Source organism: Paenibacillus pinisoli, from assembly GCF_003605435.1.
In the GTDB taxonomy this organism is placed as follows: Bacteria; Bacillota; Bacilli; order Paenibacillales; family Paenibacillaceae; genus Pristimantibacillus; species Pristimantibacillus pinisoli.
Map to the genome: position 1 here is coordinate 1,308,462 of NZ_QXQB01000002.1, position 23,926 is coordinate 1,332,387.

General features: G+C 53.4%; 21 protein-coding genes, 1 tRNA gene and 1 pseudogene. 4 read left to right on the forward strand and 19 right to left on the reverse strand.

Annotated elements, in window-relative coordinates; all coding sequences use genetic code 11:
• Positions 1–227 precede the first annotated feature (227 nt).
• The 7 genes from rnr to D3P09_RS13175 form a co-directional block, all read right to left on the reverse strand.
• On the reverse strand, positions 228–3,059 hold the full coding sequence (rnr, locus tag D3P09_RS13145) for a ribonuclease R (protein ID WP_120110839.1): 2,832 nt from the start codon (positions 3,057–3,059) through the stop codon (positions 228–230).
• Positions 3,060–3,203: 144 nt separating this feature from the next.
• Positions 3,204–4,466 (reverse strand): ABC transporter permease, encoded by a 1,263-nt coding sequence (locus tag D3P09_RS13150; protein WP_120110445.1) that lies wholly within the window; start codon positions 4,464–4,466, stop codon positions 3,204–3,206.
• A 14-nt stretch (positions 4,467–4,480) separates the two neighbouring features.
• Positions 4,481–5,218, reverse strand: a complete 738-nt coding sequence (locus D3P09_RS13155; RefSeq protein WP_243644127.1) for an ABC transporter ATP-binding protein — start codon at positions 5,216–5,218, stop codon at positions 4,481–4,483.
• 151 nt (positions 5,219–5,369) lie between these two features.
• Positions 5,370–5,606 (reverse strand): preprotein translocase subunit SecG, encoded by a 237-nt coding sequence (gene secG / locus D3P09_RS13160; protein ID WP_119803882.1) that lies wholly within the window; start codon positions 5,604–5,606, stop codon positions 5,370–5,372.
• A gap of 95 nt (positions 5,607–5,701) precedes the next feature.
• Positions 5,702–6,469, reverse strand: coding sequence for a sugar phosphate isomerase/epimerase family protein (locus D3P09_RS13165; protein WP_165867423.1), 768 nt, complete (start codon positions 6,467–6,469; stop codon positions 5,702–5,704).
• Positions 6,470–6,588: 119 nt separating this feature from the next.
• The gene (locus D3P09_RS13170) at positions 6,589–7,284 is read right to left on the reverse strand and encodes a copper homeostasis protein CutC (protein ID WP_243644128.1); all 696 of its coding nucleotides are present in this window, start codon (positions 7,282–7,284) and stop codon (positions 6,589–6,591) included.
• A gap of 95 nt (positions 7,285–7,379) precedes the next feature.
• Positions 7,380–8,555 (reverse strand): YhgE/Pip domain-containing protein, encoded by a 1,176-nt coding sequence (locus D3P09_RS13175; protein ID WP_120110455.1) that lies wholly within the window; start codon positions 8,553–8,555, stop codon positions 7,380–7,382.
• Positions 8,556–8,720: 165 nt separating this feature from the next.
• Between D3P09_RS13175 and D3P09_RS13180 the strand changes: the two genes are divergently transcribed.
• Complete coding sequence (locus tag D3P09_RS13180; protein WP_120110457.1) at positions 8,721–9,392, forward strand: TetR/AcrR family transcriptional regulator; 672 nt, start codon at positions 8,721–8,723, stop codon at positions 9,390–9,392.
• 125 nt (positions 9,393–9,517) lie between these two features.
• On the opposite strand, the gene eno is transcribed toward D3P09_RS13180, so the two are convergent.
• The 6 genes from eno to D3P09_RS13210 form a co-directional block, all read right to left on the reverse strand.
• A complete protein-coding gene (gene eno / locus D3P09_RS13185) occupies positions 9,518–10,810 on the reverse strand; it encodes a phosphopyruvate hydratase (RefSeq protein ID WP_120110459.1) in 1,293 nt (430 codons plus the stop codon).
• Between the two features lie 64 nt (positions 10,811–10,874).
• Entirely contained in the window at positions 10,875–12,413 is a 1,539-nt protein-coding gene (gene gpmI / locus D3P09_RS13190) for a 2,3-bisphosphoglycerate-independent phosphoglycerate mutase (protein ID WP_120110462.1), read from the reverse strand.
• 1 nt (position 12,414) lies between these two features.
• Positions 12,415–13,170, reverse strand: a complete 756-nt coding sequence (gene tpiA / locus D3P09_RS13195; RefSeq protein WP_120110464.1) for a triose-phosphate isomerase — start codon at positions 13,168–13,170, stop codon at positions 12,415–12,417.
• A gap of 36 nt (positions 13,171–13,206) precedes the next feature.
• Entirely contained in the window at positions 13,207–14,391 is a 1,185-nt protein-coding gene (locus D3P09_RS13200; RefSeq protein ID WP_120110466.1) for a phosphoglycerate kinase, read from the reverse strand.
• Positions 14,392–14,570: 179 nt separating this feature from the next.
• On the reverse strand, positions 14,571–15,575 hold the full coding sequence (gap, locus tag D3P09_RS13205; protein WP_120110469.1) for a type I glyceraldehyde-3-phosphate dehydrogenase: 1,005 nt from the start codon (positions 15,573–15,575) through the stop codon (positions 14,571–14,573).
• Positions 15,576–15,683: 108 nt separating this feature from the next.
• A complete protein-coding gene (locus tag D3P09_RS13210) occupies positions 15,684–16,715 on the reverse strand; it encodes a sugar-binding transcriptional regulator (RefSeq protein WP_120110471.1) in 1,032 nt (343 codons plus the stop codon).
• A gap of 246 nt (positions 16,716–16,961) precedes the next feature.
• Between D3P09_RS13210 and D3P09_RS13215 the strand changes: the two genes are divergently transcribed.
• Positions 16,962–17,036 (forward strand) — tRNA-Arg (locus D3P09_RS13215).
• 124 nt (positions 17,037–17,160) lie between these two features.
• A pseudogene (locus D3P09_RS28115) lies at positions 17,161–17,295 on the forward strand (metallothiol transferase FosB); the annotation flags it as partial.
• 672 nt (positions 17,296–17,967) lie between these two features.
• On the opposite strand, the gene D3P09_RS13225 reads toward D3P09_RS28115, so the two are convergent.
• From D3P09_RS13225 to D3P09_RS13250, 6 genes are read right to left on the reverse strand one after another with little or no spacing between them, the layout of a single operon-like run.
• Entirely contained in the window at positions 17,968–18,885 is a 918-nt protein-coding gene (locus tag D3P09_RS13225; protein ID WP_341538287.1) for a metallophosphoesterase family protein, read from the reverse strand.
• A gap of 21 nt (positions 18,886–18,906) precedes the next feature.
• On the reverse strand, positions 18,907–19,251 hold the full coding sequence (locus tag D3P09_RS13230) for a DMT family transporter (protein WP_120110473.1): 345 nt from the start codon (positions 19,249–19,251) through the stop codon (positions 18,907–18,909).
• The gene (locus D3P09_RS13235; protein WP_120110475.1) at positions 19,241–20,020 is read right to left on the reverse strand and encodes an HAD family hydrolase; all 780 of its coding nucleotides are present in this window, start codon (positions 20,018–20,020) and stop codon (positions 19,241–19,243) included. Before D3P09_RS13235 ends, D3P09_RS13230 begins: the two co-directional genes overlap by 11 nt.
• Positions 20,021–20,033: 13 nt before the next feature.
• Positions 20,034–21,359: an ABC transporter substrate-binding protein gene (locus tag D3P09_RS13240; protein ID WP_120110477.1), complete on the reverse strand. Its 1,326-nt coding sequence runs from the start codon at positions 21,357–21,359 to the stop codon at positions 20,034–20,036.
• A 52-nt stretch (positions 21,360–21,411) separates the two neighbouring features.
• Positions 21,412–22,254: a carbohydrate ABC transporter permease gene (locus D3P09_RS13245; RefSeq protein ID WP_120110479.1), complete on the reverse strand. Its 843-nt coding sequence runs from the start codon at positions 22,252–22,254 to the stop codon at positions 21,412–21,414.
• Positions 22,255–22,276: 22 nt separating this feature from the next.
• Positions 22,277–23,158 carry a carbohydrate ABC transporter permease gene (locus tag D3P09_RS13250; protein ID WP_120110481.1) on the reverse strand — a complete coding sequence of 294 codons (882 nt, stop codon included), beginning with the start codon at positions 23,156–23,158 and terminating at the stop codon, positions 22,277–22,279.
• Positions 23,159–23,376: 218 nt separating this feature from the next.
• Between D3P09_RS13250 and D3P09_RS13255 the strand changes: the two genes are divergently transcribed.
• On the forward strand, positions 23,377–23,916 hold the full coding sequence (locus tag D3P09_RS13255) for a GbsR/MarR family transcriptional regulator (protein WP_120110484.1): 540 nt from the start codon (positions 23,377–23,379) through the stop codon (positions 23,914–23,916).
• Positions 23,917–23,926 lie beyond the last annotated feature (10 nt).

A 23,926-nucleotide genomic window follows, 5' to 3' on the forward strand; every position in this document is an offset into this window, starting at 1 on the left:
ATGACACCCTTTTCAATATGTGAATTCAGGTTCATCTCATCCGATTGCCTTGAGTATACTATCCTTGCCGCCAAAAAGCAAGCGACAAGCTTAAATATATTTTCCCATTATGTCCAGTTGGGAGCACTTTCATTCCTGGACAATGTAAGCGCATGCTTTGAATGGGCTTATGGGATTAGAGCAGTTTTACTGTAAACTGTCTAATCCCAGCCCTGACAATCCTTGGGCTACTTCCGCTTCTTCCTTACGAAAGCCGCTGTGGAGCTATTCAAGTCGCCTTTTTTCTTGCGCTTCTTTTTCTTGGCTTCTCCAGCTTGCGGAGCGGATGCGCCCGCTTCGCCGCCATTGAACACACCGCTTGTCGTCGCATTCTTCCGGCTTCCGCCGCCTTTGCCCTTCTTCTTGCCTTTGTCGCCGGTACCAGAGCCTCCGCCGTTTCTGTTCCCAGGACGTCCGCTCTTGCCGCGGCCATCCTTCCGTACTTCGCCGCCCTCGCGAATCGGCAATCCCCACATATCGATGCGCGGCTTGCCATCGGCCTCAAGCTCAGCGGCTCTTGCCTCAATCCAATCTCCGTCGTCTACAACGCCGCCCTCTTTGCCCCACGGATTGCTGCCGTTATTAGCCGCAGCAGGCGCAGCACCGTCCTTGCCGCCGCGTTTGAACCGGCCTTTGCCGGCAGGTTGAGGGGATGCTCCTGAGCGGTTTTTCTCGCCCGCACTCGCACCTGCCTGTGCTGCTCCGCCTTTGCCTCGACCGCCCTTGCCGCCGCCAAATCCACCGCGGCCTCCGCCGGAAGCATCTCTGCCTCCTGGTCGACCGCCTTCGCGCTTGCCATAGCCGCCGCGTTTGCGGCCTGCGCCGAAGCCGGCGTCTGCGACGCCTTTGAAGCTGCCGCGCGGCTTCATATCGACCATCTCGAAGTCAATATTATATTCATCCATATCGACGCGCGCCACACGAATCTTCACTTCGTCGCCGATCCGGTACACCTTGGATGTGCGCTCGCCAATCAGTACCATATGAAGCTCGTGGAAGTGGTAATAGTCATCCGTCAGATCGCTGAGGCGAATCAGGCCCTCGACTGTATTCTCCAGCTCGATGAACATGCCGAAGTTCGTGACGCTGCTAATAATGCCGTCGAACTCCTCGCCGACCTTATCCAGCATGTATTCGCATTTCTTCAGCTTATCCGTATCTCTCTCCGCATCGACCGCCGCACGCTCCCGCTCGGAGGAATGCTGGGCAATATCCGGCATTCGTGCCGTCAGCGCTTCATGGCGCGCCTCTGTCAGCGCTCCGCCTCCTTCAATCACTTCACGAATGACGCGATGAATGACGAGGTCAGGATAACGTCTGATCGGCGATGTGAAGTGCGAATAGAACTCCGCAGCAAGGCCAAAGTGGCCCAGGCTCTCCGCATCGTACTTCGCCTGCTTCATCGACCGCAGCATCATTGTCGAGATGACGGTCGATTCCTTCGTGCCTTGAATCTCTTCAAGCAAAGTTTGCAGCGCGCGCGGATGAACAGAGTTGTTGCCTTTGCCGCCCTTCACGACATAACCGAAGTTCGCCGCGAACTGCATGAACGTAAGCAGCTTCTCCTGATCCGGATCCTCGTGAATCCGGTACAGGAACGGCACGCGCAGCCAGTGGAAGTGCTCCGCTACCGTCTCGTTCGCCACAAGCATGAACTCTTCGATGATCTGCTCCGCAACGGAACGCTCGCGTTTCACGATATCGACAGCCTTGCCGTTCTCGTCCACAATTATCTTCGACTCCTGGAAGTCGAAGTCGATCGCGCCGCGCTTCATCCGCTTGGAGCGAAGGCGCATCGCCAGCTTCTCCATTAGCGCGAACATCGGCAGCAGATCGGCATAACGCTCCTTCAGCTCCGTCTCCGGCTCTTCTTCCGTCGCGGTCAGGATGCGCCGTACATTCGTATAGGTCATGCGCTCCTTCGTGCGGATTACGCTTGTGAAGACATCATGGCGAACCCGCTTCAGCGTCTTCGCGTCGAATTCCATCTCGCAAGACAGCGTCAGGCGGTCAACCTGCGGATTCAGCGAGCAGATTCCGTTCGACAGCCGGTGCGGCAGCATCGGAATGACGCGATCGGTCAAATAAACGCTGCAGCCTCTGCGGAACGCCTCTTGATCAAGCGCAGACTTCTCCCGCACATAGTAGCCGACGTCGGCTATATGGACGCCAAGCAGGAAGTTGCCGTTCTCCAGCAGCTTCACATGCACCGCATCATCGAGATCCTTCGCATCCTCGCCATCGATCGTTACGATAACCTCTTCCCGCAGATCGCGGCGGCCCTGCTCCTTGATCTCCTCTTCCGTAATGGTATCCGGCGCAGCCTCCGCTTCCGCCATAACCTCATCAGGGAAACCCTCGGGCAGCTGATGCTTGCGGATAATGGAGAGAATATCGACCCCCGGGTCATTCTTATGGCCCAGAATCTCCAATATCTCGCCCTCTGCCGCGCTGCGTCCCTCCGGATAAGAGACGATGCGAACAACGACTTTCTGTCCGGTCACCGCGCCTTGGAAGCCGCCCTTCGGAATGAAGATATCCCGGTTGATCCGCTTGTCGTCAGGAATGACGAAGCCGTACACCTCATGATTCTCGAAGGTGCCGACAATCTGCGTCACAGCTCGCTGGACAATGCGGACAACCTCGCCCTCCATCCGTCCGCCGCCTTCGCTCTTGGACGTAATGCGCACGAGGACGATATCCCCGTTCATCGCGCTTTTCAGATCGTTCGCATGAATGTAGACGTCGGGGTGATCCTTCTCATCCGGCAGCAGGAATGCAAAGCCCTTCGCATGAGCCTGCAGCTTCCCGCGCAGCAAGTTCATCCGTTCCGGTACGCCATAACGCTCGTTCCGTGTGCGAATAATCTTGCCCTCTTCCTCCAATTTATTGAGCAGCTGCAGGAATTCCTTGAATTCCGCTGCTCCCTCGATGCCGAAGTGCCCCTCCAGCTCTTGGTACGTCATCGGCTTATACGCCGTTTCTCTCATAAAATCTAGCAATTCTTGCTCGCGTTCCATCATGAATGGCCCTTCTCCTCATGAACCGTCTGCTAAGCCCTAAGCTCTTGCAACGGTTGATAGATTATCATATACCATGTAGTATACACGAAATGCCAGCGGCACATCCCCATTTGCAAAATAAAACGAAAAGCCGCTTCCATCTCAGTCTCTGCCAGCATTTGAAGCCTCTGCTTTAAGCGCTGGCCTTCTCCATTCCCTCGTATGCGCCACCCGCCAAATAAGCACACATGCCACCATCGAAGGCAGAACTGCCCATAATCCCAAAAGCCTAAACCCTGCGACTGCCGACCAAATCATCATATTCGGAAGCAGCAGCCAAAACCGCGATATCCGAAGTCCCGCGAACATATCCGCCGTATTCCATGGGAATTGTCCGACAAATTCCTCATTCCTCCACTGCTCCCACTGGGCACGCAGCCAAGGCACGATCAGGAACAGGAATCCGCCGATGAGCGCAAAACCCGCCGAGGCCGGCACAGCAATCAACGCCCCTGTCGTCACCGACAGAAAGCCAAGCCCGATTCGCAGCGTCGATAATGACCTTATGAAAGCAATAATGCGCAGTTCGGCAATAATCGTGCCGGTATCGGACTTTTTGAACAGCCGGCCCGACCGCCGCATAAACAGCGGCTTCTTCAGCTTCATAACCGGCTTGCGCTCGATCACTTGGCTCATCAGGAGCTCTGTGGAGGACAATCGCGCCGAACGTTCGTTTTTCACTTCCGTCTCGAATTGAATCGGCCTGCGGAGATATACGATCACCACGATAATGAGCAGAACAGCAGCACCTGCCAAAGCTTCTCCAAAGATGCTCGCTTCCGGCTTCAGCGTTAGGATCGGATATACATATGCCGCCGCGCCAATCAACAGAACGATCGCTTCCATGACGATCAGGCGCCACTTCCGGAACATTCCTGCCAGCATATGAATCGTCATCGACATCAGCATGGCGAATAGGAGCGAGTACAGATATGCTGCTCCAATCTCCTTAAGCTTGGCCTGCTCCACCCCTACAAGAAAGGGCAGCGCCACAAGAAACGGCGGCACAAGAACCAGCGCCTGCATCAAGAAGGAATAGATCATCCCGTAACGCTTCAGCTGCTTCAGCCAGCGGGACTGCTGCAGCAGGAACAACCGGTCTGCCTCATCGACAAAAATCCGAATGCGCACGCCGAACGCCATAATAAGAAACAGCACAATCGACAGGAGTAAAAACCACGGAACTCCTGCAGCCCACTTCGGCGTCTCCAGCCATATTTCACGATACAGCCCTCCGAAGACGAGAATAGCCGGTACAAGTATATACAACAAAACCGTCCAATCCAAAACGCTGCTCCATGCCTTTGCCTGCTCCTTGATATTGCGCTTAAGCCGGAAGAAGAACAGCCCTGACGGTGTCATCATCGCTTATCTCCTCCTTACGTCAACGCCAGGAAGCACTGGGACAACGTCGCATCCTCCGCGCATCCCGCATCTCGCCTGACTTGATCCAACGACCCTTGCGCCACAATCGAGCCTTGATTGATCAGGACAAAGCTCCGGCATATCCGCTCTGCGGTATCAAGCACATGCGTGGACATGAGAACACCGGCGCCTCTATCAAGCTCCCCCTGCAACAGACTCAGGAAGTCGCTTGTCGCCCGCGGATCCAGGCCTACGAACGGCTCGTCCACAATATAGATATCGGGCTCCAGCAGGAATGCGATAATAAGCATCAGCTTCTGCTGCATGCCTTTCGAGAAGGACATCGGATAATGATGCTTCTCTTCCGTCAGCCGGAACTGCTCTAGCAGCCGTTCCGCTTTGCTCGCGAACTGGGCCTCTGTAATGCCAAAGACAGAAGCAGCCAATCTCAGATGCTCCCATAGCGTAAAATATTCATAGTACACCGGCTGCTCCGGCACATATGCATACCGTTTATGCCTGCCGCCGATTTCCACTTTTCCCGTTACATTCGGCATCAATCCCATAATGGTCTTCACCGTTGTGCTTTTCCCCGCTCCGTTCGGACCGATCAAGCCCACCAGCTCGCCTGGGGCAACCTTCAGATGAATATCCCGAATTGTCGCTTTCTCCGCTTCATATCCCGCCTTCGCAATGGCCGCTTGAAGCACATAGGCGTTCTCTTTATCTCCCATACTCCACTCCTGGCTCATACTATCGACTCCCATCACATCTGCGCGAATACCGGCGCTGCCGGTACGATCACAAGCATTTCCTCTATTCTACGAAGCTCCCTGTTATTGGGTATCAAAAAGACATCAAAAAAAGACGAGGAATAAGCTCCTCGCCTTTCGATAGTTCATGTTATTTTTGCACAAAATAGGAGACAATCAGCGACAATAAGAAGAATCCGATTGCCAGCGCAACTGTCAGACGCTGCAGGAACAGGTCCAAACCGCGGGCCTTCTGCTTACCGAACAAATGCTCAGCGCCGCCGCTAATCGCACCGGACAAGCCAGCACTCTTGCCCTTCTGCAGCAATACGACTGCGATCAATCCGATAGAGAATAATACAAGCAGGATCTTCAATGTAATTTCCATTCCATCCACCTCCAGCGTAGCCGCTCGTAAAACACATAACGTTATTGTACCATAGCTGCACAGGATTGACAATAGTACGAGCCTGGATATGTCTGCTAGGCATAGCCAAGTTTTTTCAAATAAAGAATATTCGCCTTCGCGCTATCGAGTGAACTTGTCAGGAAATCCTCCTGCTCCACGAACATATATTGCACATCGGTTTTCTCAATCTCCTGCAGAAGCTGTTCCATTTCAATAACGCCTTTTCCAAGCTCCGTATCCTTGCGCCCGGTTTTGAAATTGCGTATATGGACGAGCGGCGTTCTAGCCTTATGCTTTTTCAAATATTCCGCCGGGTTATAGCCCGCTATGTAGATCCAGCCCAAATCCAGCTCCGCTGCCATCAGCTCCTCCGGCACCAGCTCCAGCAGGCGGTCGAATGCAGGCTTTCCGTCTACCAGCTTCAATTCATAATCATGATTGTGAAGCGCCAGCTTCATGCCCAGCGCCTTCGTCTGCTCCCCGCATCGAATAAGCACATCGGCAAGAAAATGCATATCCTCTATCGTCGGCTGCTCATGCATCGGAACCCATGGCACAGTTATATAAGACACGCCAATTCCGGCGGCATATTCAATATCATTGGCGAAGTCCCGGTCCAGCTTCGCAAGCGTCTTGAAATTGAGCGATACAAGCATGGACGGTATGTCGATGCCAAGCTCATCCGCCCTTTTCTTCAGCTGCTCCGGCGGCGAGTTGAAGTAGCCGATAGATTCAATGGCCTTATAGCCCATATCTGCTATCTTCTCAAGCGTACCCAAAATATCGCGCTCCGCTTCGTCCCGCAGCGCATACATCTGTATTCCTGCAATAGGCTTGCCCATATAGCCTCCTCTGTTCCACCGTCCGCATCTCCGAGTGGATCTCTCGTACATTATGCGCAATGAAGACATAGAGAATACTTGCTATGGACAATACAGACTGACACCACGACTTCCGATAGTTATGGGCGCTCGTGCAGCAAGCGCCTAATCTCCGTTATATGCGAAGGCAGCAGCACCTCCATAAAGCTGCCGTTCCGCCTTGCCCCAGAACCGATATGAATCTCATGGACACCCGTCTTGCTGACAAATCCTTCGATATTGCCGGCATGAAGTCCGTACCCGCCGAGTATGGAAATGCCAAGCCTGTCCCCTTCCTCCCGGAGCAATCTGATGCGCTCTGTGGACTGTGGCGCGGGCTTTAAGCCTCCTGCCGTCAGGATGCGGCTTATAGACGGGTAATCAGCCAATTGCCGCAACGCCTCCATCTGATCCCCAATCTCGTCGAACGCGCGGTGGAATGTCACATCCAGCCCTTCCGCGGCACGCAGCGCCCGTTCCAAAGCATCTCGATCCAGTTCGCCTGCAGGCGTCAGCATTCCAATGACAATGCCGGCGGCTCCCGTCTCCTTAATCGCTTCAATATCCCGAAGCATAATGTTCATATCCGAATCACTAAAGCAGAAGGACTGGCTATGCGGCCTGACCATCACTTGCACAGGCAGCGTGGAAGCATTAACGGCCCCTTCTACCAAGCCAATGCTTGGAGTAAGTCCGCCCTCCGCAATTCCGGTTACCAGCTCAATCCGGTCCGCGCCTCCCTCGGCAGCGGCTTCCACATCCTCAGTCCGAATGGCAATCACTTCGATCAACATCATCCATGCCCCCTTGCCCCATTTCTTTTATTCGAGCCTACCTCATAACCAAACAAAAAGGAAGACCCCCAAAGGAGGCCTTCCTTTCATAACCTTGCCTATACCTTGGACGGCTTGAATACAGAGAGCAGCAGCACGATTAAGCTTCCCCCTGCGATAGCCGCCAATATGGCTGCAGGGCCGCTCCAATGGAGGCCTTGCCCGAAAAAGAACAGCTCGCGCACACCATCCACCATGAACCGCATCGGCAGCCACGAATGAACCCAATCCCGATAAAATCCGTTCATGAATTCAACGGGCAATGCCAGCAGCGGCGCTCCGAAGAACAGGAGCAGTACAAATAAGACGATCCCTTTTATTCCCGTCCAGCTAAGGACAGCGGATATCATGAGGAAGAAGGCAAGTACCGCCAGCGCAAGGAACCAGCCCATGTCGGCCACGCTTGGAACATCCAAATCCAGCAGAAGCTCGGCCAGCCACGCCATCCCGAACCCTGATAGGACTGCAAGGATAATGCCGATGGCCACTTGCGAGATTCGCGCCATTCCCTTCTCTCGTCTCGATGCTCCTGAGTTGAATTTGCCGATAACTAACGTACTGATTGCAGCTCCGGCTATACTCGCCATCCAGATCGGCTGGAAGAGCGACACCGGCGCGTTGCCTCTGGACGGACTTGCTCCCGTTTCATTCACATTCGTTATTTTGCCTAGAATAGGAGCGGCGATGGTGGCCGCCTGACGCGGCGTGAGCGTCGCGCCTTTCGCTTCCAGCTCCATAACAAGCTGTGAGCTAATCATACCATTCATGTTCGCTAACATGCCGTTTATCATCCCAGTGACTACACTTGCTGCCGTTGCATTCATGCCTTGGTTCACCCATGCCTCGACTTGCGCTTGCTGGGGTTCCGGCGATCGAAGCGAGGCTTGCTTCGCGCTGAAGTCTGCAGGAATGACCAGTGCTCCATAGTAGCTCTGCTCATTCAAGCCTTCCCTCGCTTCTGCTTCGCTGCCGACAGGAACCCACTTCACGGGCAAAGCGCCCCCATTCGTCCCGGCAGCAGCTGTTGCCTGGCTGATCTGCCCCAGTAACTGTTCACCCAGCTTCAGTTCTGTTCCATCAGGAAGCTTAATCCCTGCATCCAAGTTCACCACTGCAATTGGCAGATTAGCAGGCTTCATCGTAGCCGACGGATAGATGACAAGCGAAAATATAAAGACGGCAAGCAGCGCTATGACCGGCGACACCAACAGAAGCTTATTGTTCAGCACCTTCATTCTTCCAACTCCCTTCAGTTTATGAGCAGCTACCCATAATGGACACTGTGTTGATTAATACCCACGTTGTTTATTATAATGAGGGCAATTCGAATTACAATGGTCAATAACGGCGAGTCTGACGCATAATCAACATGATTGTGAAATCTGTTCAGGAGGGATTCAATGACGGGTAAAGAACAGGGTCCAGACAGAAGGGTTGTACGCACCAAACGAGCCATACGGGACGCGCTGACAGAACTGATGGAAGAGAAAGGCTTCGACGGGGTGACAGTTAAGGACTTGACTGAACGGGCCGACATCAACCGCGGCACCTTCTATATTCACTATAAGGATAAATTTGATTTGCTGGAGCAAAGCGCAAATGAACTGATAGAGGAGATTTCCAATATGGCGGCAACCAGTTTCCTGACGGTCGCCAAAACGTACAAAAGCAGCCCCGACAAATGGATTCTGCTTCCGTTCGTGGAGAAGCTGTTCGATATTATGCAAGACAATGCGGACTTCATGCGGGTCGTTCTTGGGTCGAAGGGCGATCCGTCCTTTCAGAAGAAGCTGAAGGAAGTAATCCGGCAGCGGGCATTGCCTATTCTGAATATCGTGGGAGGCGAGCTGCTCGTTCCTGTGGACTACTTGACCGCTTACGTCAGCTCCGCCCATCTTGGCGTTATCCAGAGCTGGCTCGACAGCGGCCTTCGGACTCCGCCCAAGGAGATGGCGCTAATCCTGGCCCAGCTTACCCTGCTCGGCCCAGGATATGTGGCGGGCATTACACGGCACAATATCGATTCTATGAACCCAATTGCGAATCATGCCGAAGGGAACGAAGAGAGGTAGCTGCAGGAGCAATTTGCTTTAATAAAGACCACATCCTTACATCCGCCGTTAACAAGCAAAAAGAGAGCCTATCCCCGAAAGGACAGGCCCTCTTTTTATTTTACAAGCAGCCAAGCCGCCCGTTATTATTTGAAGTTTTTCAAGTTGTAGAATGCAGCTTTGCCGCCATATTGAGCTGTGGAGCCCAGTTGGTCCTCGATACGAAGCAATTGGTTGTACTTCGCTACGCGGTCCGTACGGGAAGGCGCGCCTGTTTTGATTTGTCCAGCGTTCGTTGCAACAGCGATGTCAGCGATTGTGCTGTCTTCGCTCTCGCCGGAACGGTGAGAGATAACCGCTGTGTAACCAGCGCGTTTCGCCATCTCGATCGCGTCGAATGTTTCAGTAAGCGTACCGATTTGGTTAACTTTAACCAGAATGGAGTTGCCCACGCCTTTCTCGATGCCGTCGGACAGACGCTCTGTGTTGGTTACGAACAGGTCGTCGCCAACCAATTGAACTTTGTTGCCCAGCTTCTCGGTAAGAAGCTTCCAGCCATCCCAATCGTCTTCGGAGCAGCCGTCTTCGATCGATACGATCGGATACTTCTCAACCCACGAAGCAAGCAGGTCTACGAACTCAGCAGGCGTGAAGGATTTGCCTTCGCCAGCCAGTACGTATTTGCCGTCTTTGAAGAACTCAGTGGAAGCAACATCCATGCCCAGGAATACGTCAACGCCTGGCTTGTAGCCTGCGCGCTCGATTGCCGAGATGATTGTAGTGATCGCTTCTTCGTTGGAGCCAAGGTTAGGAGCGAAGCCGCCTTCGTCGCCAACTGCTGTGTTCAGGCCTTTGTCATGCAGGACTGCTTTCAGGTTGTGGAAGATCTCTGCGCCGATGCGAAGAGCTTCTTTGAAGTCGGAAGCGCCAACTGGCAATACCATGAACTCTTGAACGTCGATGTTGTTGTCCGCATGCTCGCCGCCGTTGATGATGTTCATCATCGGAACTGGCAGAGTTTTGGCGTTGAAGCCGCCCAGGTATGTGTACAAAGGAACATCCAGAGCGTCAGCCGCTGCGCGGGCAACAGCCATGGATACAGCCAGGATTGCGTTAGCGCCCAGCTTAGCTTTGTTAGGCGTGCCGTCAAGCTGGATCATTTTGCGGTCGATCGCTACTTGATCAAGAGCGTCAAGGCCGATGATCTCAGGAGCGATAATCGTGTTTACGTTCTCTACAGCTTTAACAACGCCTTTGCCCAGGTAACGGGATTTGTCGCCGTCACGAAGCTCTACCGCCTCGTATGCGCCAGTGGACGCGCCGGATGGAACGATAGCGCGGCCTTTGCCGCCGGACTCAAGAGCTACTTCTACTTCTACAGTTGGATTCCCGCGGGAATCCAGCACTTCGCGTGCATATACGTCAACGATAATGGACATTTGAATGAACACTCCTTTTCTATAGTTCGCAAAATCAATACTGCTTCATTCCACTAGTCTACTATTATTGGCCAAGCAATGTCGAGCCTGTCATCTCAGCCGGCTTCGCCAGACCAAGCAGGTCCAGCATCGTCGGCGCGATATCCGCCAGGATGCCGCCATCGCGCAGCGCTGCGCCTTCTCTCGTTACAATCAAAGGCACCGGATTCGTCGTATGCGCCGTATGCGGACGGCCATTCTCGTCGAATACCATATCCGCGTTGCCGTGGTCCGCTGTAATGATGCAGACGCCGCCTTTGGCAAGCACCGCTTCCACGACTTTGCCCAGGCACTCGTCCGTCGCTTCTACCGCTTTGATCGTCGGCTCCAGCATGCCGGAGTGGCCAACCATATCCGGATTGGCGAAGTTCAGGATGATCGCGTCATGCTTATCCGCTTCAATCTCGCGTACGGTGGACTCTGCCAGCTCATACGCGCTCATCTCAGGCTGAAGGTCATAGGTTGCAACCTTCGGCGAATTGATCAGCACGCGCGTCTCGCCTGGAAGCTCCTTGTCGCGGCCGCCGCTGAAGAAGAACGTAACATGCGGGTATTTCTCCGTCTCCGCTGTACGAAGCTGTGTCTTGCCGTTCTGCGCAAGCACTTCGCCCAGCGTGTTGTCGAGATTCTTCGGCGAGTAAGCAACATAGCCGCCTACCGTCTCGCTGAACAGCGTCAGGCAGACGAAATGCAGGCCTACCGGATGGTTCGCGCCGCGATCGAAACCGCGGAAGTCATCGTTCGTGAACACTTGCGACAGCTGAATGGCGCGGTCAGGACGGAAGTTGAAGAATACAACCGCATCTTCGGACTCCACCAGACCTACCGGCTTGCCGTCTGCGCCTACGATTACCGTCGGCATAACGAATTCATCATATACGGATTTCTCGTACGATTCAACTACCGCCTGCACAGGGTCAACGTATTGAGGTCCTTCGCCGTACACCATTGCGCGGTAGGACTTCTCTGTACGCTCCCAGCGCTTGTCGCGGTCCATTGCATAGTAGCGGCCTTGGACCGTAGCAATGCGGCCTACGCCAAGCTCTTCGATCTTCGCTTGAAGCTGCTCGACATAGCCCTTCGCGCTATCCGGCGATACGTCGCGGCCGTCGAGGAACGCGTGGATGTAAACATCCGTCAAGCCTTCCTTCTTCGCCAGCTCCAGCAGCGCGAACAAGTGAGCGATGTGGCTGTGAACGCCCCCGTCGGACAACAGTCCATACAGATGAAGCTTCTTGCCTCTCGACTTCACATGATTGACAGCTCCCAGCAGCGTCTCGTTCTCAAAAAACTCGCCATCACGGATCGACTTGCTGATGCGAGTCAGATCCTGATACACGATGCGGCCTGCGCCGATGTTCAGATGGCCCACTTCGGAGTTGCCCATCTGGCCTTCCGGCAAGCCTACAGCTTCGCCGCATGCTGTCAGCGTCGTGTGAGGGTATTGCGCCATGTAACGGTCGTAGTTCGGCTTGTTCGCTTGTGCAACCGCATTGCCCGTTACATCGTCGCGAAGACCGAATCCGTCCATAATAATCAGTGCTACCGGTTTGCGGGAGGCCATATTACTTGGCCCCCTCGATCAGAGCGATATAGGAAGCAGGCTCAAGGCTCGCTCCGCCTACCAGCGCGCCGTCGATATCCGCTTGGCCCAGGTACTCCGATACGTTGTTCGGCTTCACGCTGCCGCCGTATTGGATGCGAACCTTCGCCGCTACCGCCTCGTCATACAGGCCAGCGATTACGCCGCGGATGTAGCCGATTACGTCCTGCGCATCCTCGGAAGTGGAGGACTTGCCGGTGCCGATCGCCCAGATTGGCTCGTAAGCGACAACCACTTCAGCCGCTTGCTCAGCCGACAGGCCTTGGAATGCAGCTTCCGTCTGTACTTTGCATACTTCTTTGGTTGCGCCGGATTCGCGTTCTTCCAGCTTCTCTCCTACGCATACGATTGGCGTCAAGCCATGCTTGAATGCCGCAACCGTCTTCTTGTTCACGATTTCGTCGCTCTCCGCGAAGTAAGCGCGGCGCTCAGAGTGACCGATGATAACGTACTTCACACCCAGATCCTTCAGCATAAGGCCGCTGATCTCGCCTGTGAAAGCGCCATTGTCTTCGAAGTGAACGTTTTGTGCGCCGATTGCGATCGTTGTGCCTTTTGCCGCTTCGACCAGCGCCGGAAGCGCAGTGAATGGCGCGCAGATTACGCTCTCTACGCCAGCGACTTCCGCTTTGCCCTTCACTTCCGCGAAGAATGCCGTCGCTTCGGATACAGTTTTGAACATTTTCCAGTTGCCTGCGATAATCGGTGTTCTGCTCATAGGATGACCTCCCGTTATTCTATCGTAAAGATTCATTTACTTGTCGTTCAGTGCCACTACGCCTGGAAGGACTTTGCCTTCCATGAATTCCAGGGAAGCGCCGCCGCCAGTGGAGATGAAGTCCATTTGGTCAGCCAGGCCGAATTTCTCAGCCGCTGCTGCAGAGTCGCCGCCGCCGATAACCGTGTAAGCCGAAGTCTCAGCAGTCGCTTGCGCTACTGCGCGCGTGCCATGGGAGAATGGCTCGATCTCGAATACGCCCATTGGTCCGTTCCATACAACCAGCTTGGAGTTTTTGATCACGTCTGCATAAAGTTCACGCGTCTTAGGACCGATGTCGATGCCTTCCCACTCAGCAGGAATGCCGTCAACGTCTACGATTTGCGTGTTTGCGTCAGCGCTGAAGTCGTCAGTTACAACAATATCTACTGGAATGTAGAAGTTTTTGCCCAGCTTTTTCGCTTTTTCGATGAACTCAAGCGCCAGGTCCAGCTTGCTGTTGTCCACCAGGGATTTGCCGATTTCATGGCCTTGCGCTTTGAAGAATGTATAGGACAGACCGCCGCCGATGATGATGTTGTCTGCGATCTCCAGCATTTTGTCGATAACTGCGATTTTGTCTTTAACCTTCGAACCGCCTACGATCGCCGTGAACGGACGCTCTGGGTTGTTCAGCGCTTTGCCAAGCACTTCAAGCTCTCTCTCCATCAGCAGGCCGGATACGGCTGGCAGAATGTGAGCGATGCCTTCTGTGGAAGCATGAGCGCGGTGAGCGGCGCCGAAAGCGTCGTTAACGAACAGGTCAGCCAGCTTGGCAAAAGCTTTCGCAAGCTCTGGATCGTTGCTCTCTTCGCCCGGGTAGAAACGCACGTTTTCAAGCAGAAGCACATCGCCGTTCTCCATAGCGGCTACTTGAGCTTCTACTGCCTCTCCGATGGCTTCGTTCGCTTTCGCTACCGGCTTGCCCAGCAGTTCCGACAGGCGCACAGCGGATGCTGTATGGCGAAGCTCTTCAACAACTTGTCCGTTCGGACGGCCCAGGTGGCTCGCCAGAATGACTTTTGCGCCTTTTTCGATCAAATAGTTAATCGTTGGAAGCGTCTCGCGGATACGCTTGTCATCCGTGATTTTGCCGTCTTCCAGCGGCACGTTGAAGTCAACGCGGACGAATACACGCTTGCCTGCCAGTTCTGCTACGTCACGTACACTCTTCTTGTTCATGGTTGAAATCCTCCCCAATAGTGGTTGTCTGCCGGCATATCGGCCATATCTATCTCTATAAAGCAAAGGGCGCCCCTTCTCTCTAAAGGAAGGAACGCCCATAGGTCTGGCCCTGCGAGGGCGCAAACCAAGGGCCGAAGCTCTTACGTAAGGAGCCGCGGCCCATCAGCTTTCTTTCCTTACAGACCTTTGCTTGCGATATAAGCAGCAAGATCAACTACGCGGTTGGAATAGCCCCACTCGTTGTCATACCAGGAAACGACTTTAACCATGTTGCCTTCAACTACCATAGTCGACAGCGCGTCGATTGTGGAGGAAGCCGGGTCGCCGTTGTAGTCGCTGGATACCAGCGGCAATTCGTTGTAGTTCAGGATGCCTTTCAAAGCGCCTTCGGAAGCTGCTTTGAATGCTGCGTTAACTTCTTCAACTGTAACGTTGACTTTCAGTTCAGCAACCAGGTCAGTTACGGATACGTTAGGCGTAGGAACGCGCATAGCCATGCCGTTCAGCTTGCCTTTCAGCTCAGGCAGTACCAGGGATACCGCTTTTGCAGCGCCTGTGGAAGAAGGAATGATGTTCTCAGCAGCAGCGCGAGCGCGGCGCAGGTCTTTGTGCGGTACGTCAAGTACGGATTGGTCGTTTGTGTACGAGTGAACAGTTGTCATCATACCTTTAACGATGCCGAATTTATCGTTCAACACTTTAGCGAATGGAGCAAGACAGTTGGTTGTGCAAGAAGCGTTGGAAATGATTGTGTGAGCAGCTGGATCGTATTTGTCTTCGTTAACGCCGATAACCACAGTGATATCTTCGTTAGTTGCAGGAGCGGAGATGATAACTTTTTTAGCGCCGCCTTGCAGGTGAAGCTCAGCTTTTTCTTTCGCTGTGAAGATACCAGTGGACTCAACAACGATCTCAGCGCCTACGGAACCCCAAGGCAGATCAGCAGGGTTGCGCTCAGCGAATACTTTGATTTCTTTGCCGTTTACAACCAAAGCGCCTTCTTTTGCTTCAACAGTAGCGTCAAGAACACCATGAGTTGTGTCGTATTTCAACAGGTGAGCCAGCGTGTTAACGTCTGTCAGGTCGTTGACTGCTACGATTTCCACCTCAGAATTGTTCAGCGCTGCACGGAATACGTTACGGCCGATACGTCCAAAACCATTGATACCAACTTTAACCATTGTTTGTTCCTCCTAAGCGTTTTTGGATATTGCTATAAAAAATATATTTCAAGACGTGTCCCGGCGGCTGCCTCGGCAGGCCGTTCTCCGTCATGATGCCTTATTCATCTAGTTCTCTTCCAGAAGACCGGCCATCTCCAGCGCCGCAGCTTCATCGGTAACCAGCACGTCGTTATGGCCGAATCGCATCACTGCCGCGATCGCCTCGCCCTTATTCTTGCCTCCGGCGACGCCAATCACTAATTCAGTGTTAACGATATCCTCGAGCCGTAACCCTACGGTCTGCATTTGGTGAACGACGGCTCCGCTTCGGTCAAAATAAAATCCGAATGCTTCTGCCAGCGCGCCCTCCGCCTCGATCTCCGCTACGACTTCGCTGTCCAGCTTCCGTCTTCTAGCCATAATCATGGCGTCTCCGATTCCATGCACGACAACTCGCGCGCTTCGGATCACATCCACAATCTCCCGAATGTTGGGCTCTTGCATCAAGGAAGCGAAAGCTTCTTCGCCCAAGTGGTCCGGCACATGCAGCAGCCGGTAATGTCCGCCTGTCCGCTTCGCCATCGTCGAGGCCAGCGTATTCGCCTGATAATCCAGACTCTCGCCAAGACCGCCTCTTGCCGGTACGAACCAGATATCCTTCATGGCAGTCGTTGTGGTCAGCTGATTGGCTACCTGGGCTATGGTCGTGCCCCCGGTTACCGCTACGACATCCTTCGGCTTCAGCGCTCCGCGAAGCACCTGGCATGCCGCCCGCCCGAGCTCGCGCTTCGTCTGAATCGACGTCTCGGAATCACCTTGCACAATAATGACCCGCGATAGCCCGAATGCCTTGCGCAGCTTCTCCTCCAGCTCGGACAAGCCGAACATCGACTTGTACAGAGGCTCCAGCTGTTCCAGTGCACTGCGGCCTTGCTCGCTGATCCGCATGCCTGCCGTATGAATCTCCAGCAAGCCTTGCTCCTTCAGGAAATCGGTCTCTGCCCGAAGCACTCTCTCCGTCATATCCAGCGCATTTGCCAGCGTACGGCGGCCGATCGTGTCCGATAGCATCACCTGATGCAGGATCATGTACCTCTTCCGCATGACTTCCAGAAGATCCGGCACAAGCTGCTGCTGCAGTTCAATGAGCTGTCGCATCTCTTATCCTTCACTCCATCGGTCATTTAGCATATGGGAGTCGAATGAATCGTTTGGGACCGAAATCGTCCCGCAGGTTCATTTTAAGTCCCACCTTTATTTTAACGAAAACAAGAGCAGCCTGCAAGAGTCGAATCCCATTTGAAAACGATTTCCGACACCTTTTTCACAAATTTAATTTTTCCAGCCTGCTTGCTTTCACCGCATGAATATCATATAATCATCTACGCTACTGTTTTTTGAGATGCGCCCGTGGTCCAATGGATATGACGTAGGCCTCCGGAGCCTGAGATCTAGGTTCGATTCCTAGCGGGCGCGCCACTATAGGAATCACAAGCCGCTTAGCTGATGCTGAGCGGCTTTTTATTGTTTTCCTGCCCTGCAGGCATCAGGAAATCTCTCCATTTATATCAATCCATTAAGTTTTACGAGATGTAATTGGCGCAAAGTTATTAGTAAGGGCAGTAAGCTGGCTTATTTTGATTTGAAAGGATTATGGCTGGCCTTAAATGTGGAAGAAGGCATTCCTCGTAATGAAGTCCAGCATTCAACTACACATATAGCTTTTACAGTAGCTAGCCTTAAGACGAGTTTAATGCTGTAACGGAAATGAGCGACTTTAATCGGGCATATTGCCGTGAATTTTCATTTTAACGGAACTAGATGACGCTATTTAGCGATTAATCCAGTAAAATCACGGTTTTGGCGCTAATAAGGTCGCCTGTTTCCGTTATAACTTCAAAATCGCGTTTTGGAAGGATATAAGAGCTGTCACTTCCGTTACGTTGGAAGCAGGACAGCAGAGCAGCCGCACATCTGAGCATCAGGGCAGCAAGACAGCAGAGCAGCCGCACATCCGAGCTTCCAAAAAGCAAAAAAGATTAAATTCGAGTATAGCCTAAGCCCGAAGGTCAGACACCTGACGGAACAGCTAATTGAATATCCCGATTGCTTAAAGCCGAAAAGCCCACTGCGATACCTACAAGGATGCTCGTCCATCTGTAAGCCAAATTAAACGGGCAGCCCATGAAATAACTGCTGACAACCGAGGCGCTGCCCGATATTTGAATATGGTGTTAGATGAAGTATCAGAAAATACTGATCGCCCATACCCCTGCTCGGAATAGATACATATGATCACCTCGGCCATAGCTTGCGCCGATCTCTTGCAATTTATCGCATAACCGATCTCTTTCGCATGATAGAAGAAAGAGCATACGCGCCCTGCGCATGCCCTCTCTCTTTGATCGGATTATCCTCTCGGGTACAGAATCTCATACCGGGCCGATTCCACCCACGCAGCGTTGGCAAAATCTCTGCCGCGCACCAGCACGCGATTCTCATATACATCGACAAACAACCCTTGGCTACCGTCCTTATGCTGGTCCTCATCCGTCCATAGATAAGCGGTGGAGACAGCGTTCACCATCGCAGGAAGCTGGCCGTCGCCATCGTAATACGTATGGCCCGCTTCCAGCTCCCAATGCGTATGCCCAGTGAAAAGAATCGCTTGAGGATAACCTGCCAGCACTGCGCGCAGCTCCTCATCCTCTTCTACGCCATGCCATTGCTGCTCTTCATAGGAGCCAGCCACTGTATTTTTGAGCGGTTGATGCAAGAAGATAAAGATCGGCCTTCCGGAAGCAGCCTTCTCCTCCAGCTTGTTCTTCAGCCAGCGCAGCTGCTCCTGCGACAAGGAGCAATGAATCTTGAGATTCTTCTCCGTCCCCAGGAAGATGAAGCGATGCCCTTCAATATCATGCGCATGATAAGGGCCAGGCGTGCCGGTGCTGAACAAGAACCTTCCGATCCGGTCCTCCCATACGCCGAGGCCAACATCATGATTGCCCGTCGTCATGATCATCTCTGGCAGCTCGCTTCTATGACTCTCCCATATCCGCCAGAACTGCGCGAATTCATTCGGGAAGCCGTGATCCGTCACATCGCCGACATGCATTATTCCCTTTGACTGCGGGGCCAGCGCCTTGATCTGCTGCAGCGCATTGTCGAAATTCCGATTATGCGTATGCTCCGCATCCTCCGTGACATGCGTATCCGTAATAACCTGGAAGGAAAACAGCGGCGCTTCGGCAGCCGCCCTCGCCGCCTCCGTCTTTGCCTGTTCCATCACCGTTCCCCCATTCACTGCCGAGAGTCCATTGTTATCCATGCCGCATTACCTCCCTGATCATCATCCATGACCTTTGCTGCTTATATTCAAGCCGATGACGCCCGCCACAATAACTCCAATCCACAAGAGCGAGGACAGCGACATTTTTTCCTGAAACACGAAATATCCGAATATCGCGATCAGCACGATGCCTACTCCTGACCACACCGCATAGACGACGCTTACCTGCAAGTAGCCCAGCGCAAAGTTCAGGCAAGTGAAGCTCGCTCCGTAAAACAGAAACATCAGAATGGACGGCAGCCATCTGGTGAAGCTTTCTGAAAATTTCATGCTGATGGTGCCCGATACTTCCAGCACAATTGCAATCGCCAGCAGCAGCCATCCCATTCCGGCATCAGTCTTCATCTTGCTTATCCTCCACGGACAAATCGTCCATAGAGCGGATCGTGATATCCGCATGCGGCAGCTGTGCCTTATGGTTCGAATGAATATCTCTTATTCCAATAGCGAGGCCTGCACCTGCGGCCTTCGCCATCTTCATATCCCCATCCGTATCGCCGATCACGACGACACGCTCAGGCTGAACAGACAGCTCATGGCAGGCGAGCAGCACCAGGTCAGGGAATGGTTTGCCCCGCACCGCAAGATCGGTGCCGATGCAAGCTTCGAACAGATGGCGAATGCCCAGCCACTCCAGATGCTTCTCCGCCGCTATCGTCTCATCTGCTGTCACGACTGCGAGCTTAAGACCTGCTGCGCGGCATCGTTCCAGAAACGGCAGCACATGAGGAAGCAGCCGGACTGCCCGTTCTTCCTCAATAGCCTGATCCGCTGCGCGCTTGCCATCCAGCGCGGCTTCTCGAGCCTCGCCCCAGGATAAGCCGTTCTCATATCCTTGCCATGCCATTATGGCTGTAATATCCTCCACGGTGCCCATTGCAAGCGGCCCGCTTCGATCATAATCCACTATCGTCCCGTCTTCTCCGTGGCGCGTGCCAAGCAGTCCTTCCAATACCGATTGTTCATTCGGCAATCCCAGCCTGCCGGAGCAGGAAGCGAGCAGCTGCTCGCTCCACTTCCCCCACGTGTAGGCAAAATCCATCAACGTGCCATCTTTATCGAACAAGATGGCGTCAAAGCGGCTGCCGATATCTGCTACCACTGCTTGCGGCATTTGCCCTCTCCTCCTACTTGTTCGATCGATCCAGCTCGCGCTGTGCGGTCTCCTTCGCTTCCTTCAGCGCCTGCCCTGCCGGAACGTTGCCGATCTGCACCTTGTCCGCCGCGATTTTCAGCGCATCAACGATTTTGCCGCCCGTCGGATCCTGGAATGGCATCGAGGCATGCGCCGCTTGCTTGAGCGGTACTGTAATTTGCGGATTTTTCTTGCTGAATTCCACCATCGCCGGATCGTCCAGCGCAGATTGGCGCACCGCGATATAGCCTGTATTCATCGACCAGAACGCTGTATTCTCAGCGCTCATGAAGAAGCTGAACCATTTGAAAGCCGCTTGCTGCTGCTTGGCATCCGCCAGCGCCGGAATACCGGCCATAATCGCGCTTGCTACCGGCTTGCCAGGGCCTTTGCCTTCCCAGCCCGGCTGCTCCATAGCCGCTACGATGCCAAAGTCCAGATCGCCTTGGTCGCCGGAGGAACCTGTATAACCTGCCGCATTGCCTTTCATTACATCGTCAATCGTTTTGTACCAGTACTCCCAGCCTTGGCCGCCGGAGTGAATGCGCATAATGCCGTCTTCATGAATCCATTTGCGGAAGGAGTCCCACGTCTCGATCCATTCCGGCGAATCCACCAGCACCGTTTTGCCGTCTTCGCTAATGACGCGGCCGCCCTTGCCGTATACCGCATCCATCATGTTCTCCGCGCCCCACATCGGCTCCCAGCCGTAGAACGTCGTTTTGCCGCCTTCCTTCACCGTCATCGTCTTCGCAGCTTCCGCCAGCGCTTCCCAAGTCGTCAAGTCTTCCGGCTTGATATTATGCTTCTCCAGCGCATCTTGGCGGTAGTACATCACTTGCGTCGTGCCGTACATAGGAAGGAAATATTGCTTTCCGTCCACTACACCTTGCTCCAGGAACGTGGAGATTACATCATCTTTATTGAAATCCGCTTGTCCTGCGAGCAGCTCATCCAGCGAAGCATAGTAGCCCTTGCGCGCCCAGTCCACGTTGGAGGACAGCACCGCAGCAGGCACCTTGCCGGATGCGATTGCCGCTTGAAGCTTTTTCTCCGTCTCGGAGTAATCGGCTTGTACAACGGGCTTTACAATGACCTCGTTCTGGGAAGCGTTGAATTTATCGATAAGCACTTGCATATTCTCGCCAAGCTTGCCGCCAAGCCCGTACCAGAACTCGATCGTAACCGGTTCGGCAGCAGCCGGAGGAGCATCGCTGTCTCCTTGAGAAGCAGGCTTGCCCCCATTTCCCTGATTGGCGCCGCATGCGGACAGTACAAGAATCGAAAGCAAAATTACTCCGGATAGCCATTTTTTCATTGTCTTAAATGCTCCCTTCGAATGGTTGAACCTTTAATAGATGGATGCAGCTTTAGCCCTTGCTGGAACCCGCCGTCAGATTGACGCTTTGAATAATCAGCTTCTGTGTCAGCAGGAACAGGACGATGAGCGGCGCAATGGTGAATGCGCTGGCTGCCATAATAAGCGGCCACTTCAGTCCGTAAGCACCTCCTTCCACGAAGAAGCTCCGCAGTCCCGCCGAGATGAGCTGGAGATCGGGATTGCGCGTAATGAGCATCGGCCAGAAATAATTGTTGTATTGATCGATAAAGGTGATAAGCGCAAGCACAGCGAAGGAGGAACGCGTCAGCGGCACCAGAATGGTCCACAAAATCCGCATATGAGTAGCTCCGTCGATCTGGCCCGCCTCAACCAGCTCATGATTCACTTGCAAGAAAGCCTGTCTGATCAAAAAAATCGAGAAGACGCTCACGCAGTTCGACAAGATCAATCCGCCGTAGGAATCCAGCAATTGAAGCTTCCCGAGAATGATATAGCCAGGCAAATAGACAGCGGTCACCGGCACCATATAGCCGATCAGAACCATCGCCGTCATGGCCCCCTTCAGACGGAATCTCATATGCGTCAGGGCATAACCCATCATAGCGGAATTGATCACCTGAACGACCACAATCGTGCTGGCGACAAATACGCTGTTGAACAAATATTGCGCGAACGGCGCAGCTTGCCACGCCTCGACGAAATTGCTCCATAACGGCGTCTCCGGCCATAACGCAGGCGGGAACTGCCAGATCTCGTCATTGGTCTTCAAGGCGCTCATGACCAGCCAATAGAATGGGAATGCCATGACGATTGCAGCCGCCGCGAGCAGCAGATGCCGAATCGTGACCAAGATTGCTTTGGAGTAAGGCATGGGATTGCCCCTTTCAGAAGGATTAATGATAGTGAACCGTCTTTCTTCCCGCCATGAACGCAATGAGTGACAAGGCTGCGCATCCGAGTATGATCGCGACCGCCACTGAAGACGCTTCGCCTATCTGGAAGGAGGTAAAGGCCGATTGATAATAGAGATACAAGAGCGTCCGGGTAGAGCCCGACGGCCCCCCTTGAGTCAGAATATTGATCTGGTCATACGTCTGAATGGCCGCAACCAATTGCACGATTACCAGGAAGAACGTCGTTGGCGAGATAAGCGGCAGGGTCACGCTGCGGAATTTCTCCCATTTATTCGCCCCGTCCAGCTCCGACGCTTCCAGAAGATCGGCAGGCACATTGCGGATGGCAATTAAGTAGAAGATCATGCACCAGCCGGCCGATTTCCATATCGTCATAATGAGTATCCCGACAAGCGCCCAATTCGGGTCCTTCAGCCAGCCGACGCCGTCCAGGCCGATCAAATTCAGCAGGCTATTGGCCAGGCCAACCTCGGGCTCGTAGATCCAAGACCATACGATGGATACCGCCACCGTAGGCGTCACCCACGGCGCAAACATCATCGTGCGGTAGACGGCTCCTCCCTTTCCTTGACCGCCCAGCAGCAAGGCCAGCAGCAGACCGAGCGCCATGCTCGGAATGACGCTGCCCAAGCAGAACCACAGCGTCACGCGAAGCGACTGGTAGAAAGCCGGGTTCTGAAGCAGGTAACGGTAGTTGTCCAAGCCGACGAACAGCTTGTCCGGACTCATGAAATCCCATTCCATGAAGCTAAGGTACAGGACGTACCCGAGCGGGATAAACCAGAACAGCGTCAAAGGCACCAAAGCTGGCAATGTGAACAGGAATGCCTTCAAATCGCCTGCAAGTTTAAATCGTTTCATGGGTCCTCCCTTTTCGTTCAAAAATTGTTTAATTTATGATAGGATATTGATAGTTGAGCTGTTATCAACATCTTTGTTCAAAAATTATTGTACGTTCATTGGCGGGAAGAATGGTTATTCCTGCGTTAACTTGCAGTAAAGATTATGTAAATCCAAAAAAGTGTTCAGAATGATTAGCAGGCGGAGGAGAAATCGTGAAAAAAGCTACATTTGGTCAAATGAAGGAGCCCCTGTCCCCTCGTGAGGAGTGGCGGGCGCAGGTCATTGATGCCATTGCGGAGACGATGGATTTGTACGGAGTCAACTATACATTCGGGCAGCTGTACGGAATTATGTTTTTCGAGGACAGGCCGATGACGCTGGAGAGCATGCAGAAGAGCATGAATATGAGCAAAAGCAACATGAGCTACGCAGTCCGGGCGTTAACGGAATCGAAGATGATCCACAAACTGAATGAAAAGGAAGAGCGCAAGGATCTGTACGCTGCGGAGACAGACTTCTTCAAGGCATTCCAATCCTTCTTCACCTTCAAGCTGCAGCGGGAGATCGATGTGATGCTTGGAGCGATCCAATCCGTCATCCCTCCGTTAAGCGAGATGATTCTAGAGCTTGATACGAGCGAGGAGGAGCGGAAGCTGTGCCTCGAGGATCTGCACAAGCTGAAGCATGCCGTGAGCTATTATGAATGGCTGCAGCGCTTCGTTAACGACCTGCAGGGCGGCCTCTATTTTAGGGAGCAGGCGGAGGATAAAGCGTAGCATTGGCCTG

Bases quoted from the DNA above. Each gene is read 5' to 3' on its own strand.
- rnr (WP_120110839.1), bottom strand. From the start codon at position 3,059: ATGGAACGCGAGCAAGAATTGCTAGATTTTATGAGAGAAACGGCGTAT.
- D3P09_RS13150 (WP_120110445.1), bottom strand. From the start codon at position 4,466: ATGATGACACCGTCAGGGCTGTTCTTCTTCCGGCTTAAGCGCAATATC.
- D3P09_RS13155 (WP_243644127.1), bottom strand. From the start codon at position 5,218: ATGAGCCAGGAGTGGAGTATGGGAGATAAAGAGAACGCCTATGTGCTT.
- secG (WP_119803882.1), bottom strand. From the start codon at position 5,606: ATGGAAATTACATTGAAGATCCTGCTTGTATTATTCTCTATCGGATTG.
- D3P09_RS13165 (WP_165867423.1), bottom strand. From the start codon at position 6,469: ATGGGCAAGCCTATTGCAGGAATACAGATGTATGCGCTGCGGGACGAA.
- D3P09_RS13170 (WP_243644128.1), bottom strand. From the start codon at position 7,284: ATGATGTTGATCGAAGTGATTGCCATTCGGACTGAGGATGTGGAAGCC.
- D3P09_RS13175 (WP_120110455.1), bottom strand. From the start codon at position 8,555: ATGAAGGTGCTGAACAATAAGCTTCTGTTGGTGTCGCCGGTCATAGCG.
- D3P09_RS13180 (WP_120110457.1), top strand. From the start codon at position 8,721: ATGACGGGTAAAGAACAGGGTCCAGACAGAAGGGTTGTACGCACCAAA.
- eno (WP_120110459.1), bottom strand. From the start codon at position 10,810: ATGTCCATTATCGTTGACGTATATGCACGCGAAGTGCTGGATTCCCGC.
- gpmI (WP_120110462.1), bottom strand. From the start codon at position 12,413: ATGGCCTCCCGCAAACCGGTAGCACTGATTATTATGGACGGATTCGGT.
- tpiA (WP_120110464.1), bottom strand. From the start codon at position 13,170: ATGAGCAGAACACCGATTATCGCAGGCAACTGGAAAATGTTCAAAACT.
- D3P09_RS13200 (WP_120110466.1), bottom strand. From the start codon at position 14,391: ATGAACAAGAAGAGTGTACGTGACGTAGCAGAACTGGCAGGCAAGCGT.
- gap (WP_120110469.1), bottom strand. From the start codon at position 15,575: ATGGTTAAAGTTGGTATCAATGGTTTTGGACGTATCGGCCGTAACGTA.
- D3P09_RS13210 (WP_120110471.1), bottom strand. From the start codon at position 16,715: ATGCGACAGCTCATTGAACTGCAGCAGCAGCTTGTGCCGGATCTTCTG.
- D3P09_RS13225 (WP_341538287.1), bottom strand. From the start codon at position 18,885: ATGGATAACAATGGACTCTCGGCAGTGAATGGGGGAACGGTGATGGAA.
- D3P09_RS13230 (WP_120110473.1), bottom strand. From the start codon at position 19,251: ATGAAGACTGATGCCGGAATGGGATGGCTGCTGCTGGCGATTGCAATT.
- D3P09_RS13235 (WP_120110475.1), bottom strand. From the start codon at position 20,020: ATGCCGCAAGCAGTGGTAGCAGATATCGGCAGCCGCTTTGACGCCATC.
- D3P09_RS13240 (WP_120110477.1), bottom strand. From the start codon at position 21,359: ATGAAAAAATGGCTATCCGGAGTAATTTTGCTTTCGATTCTTGTACTG.
- D3P09_RS13245 (WP_120110479.1), bottom strand. From the start codon at position 22,254: ATGCCTTACTCCAAAGCAATCTTGGTCACGATTCGGCATCTGCTGCTC.
- D3P09_RS13250 (WP_120110481.1), bottom strand. From the start codon at position 23,158: ATGAAACGATTTAAACTTGCAGGCGATTTGAAGGCATTCCTGTTCACA.
- D3P09_RS13255 (WP_120110484.1), top strand. From the start codon at position 23,377: ATGAAGGAGCCCCTGTCCCCTCGTGAGGAGTGGCGGGCGCAGGTCATT.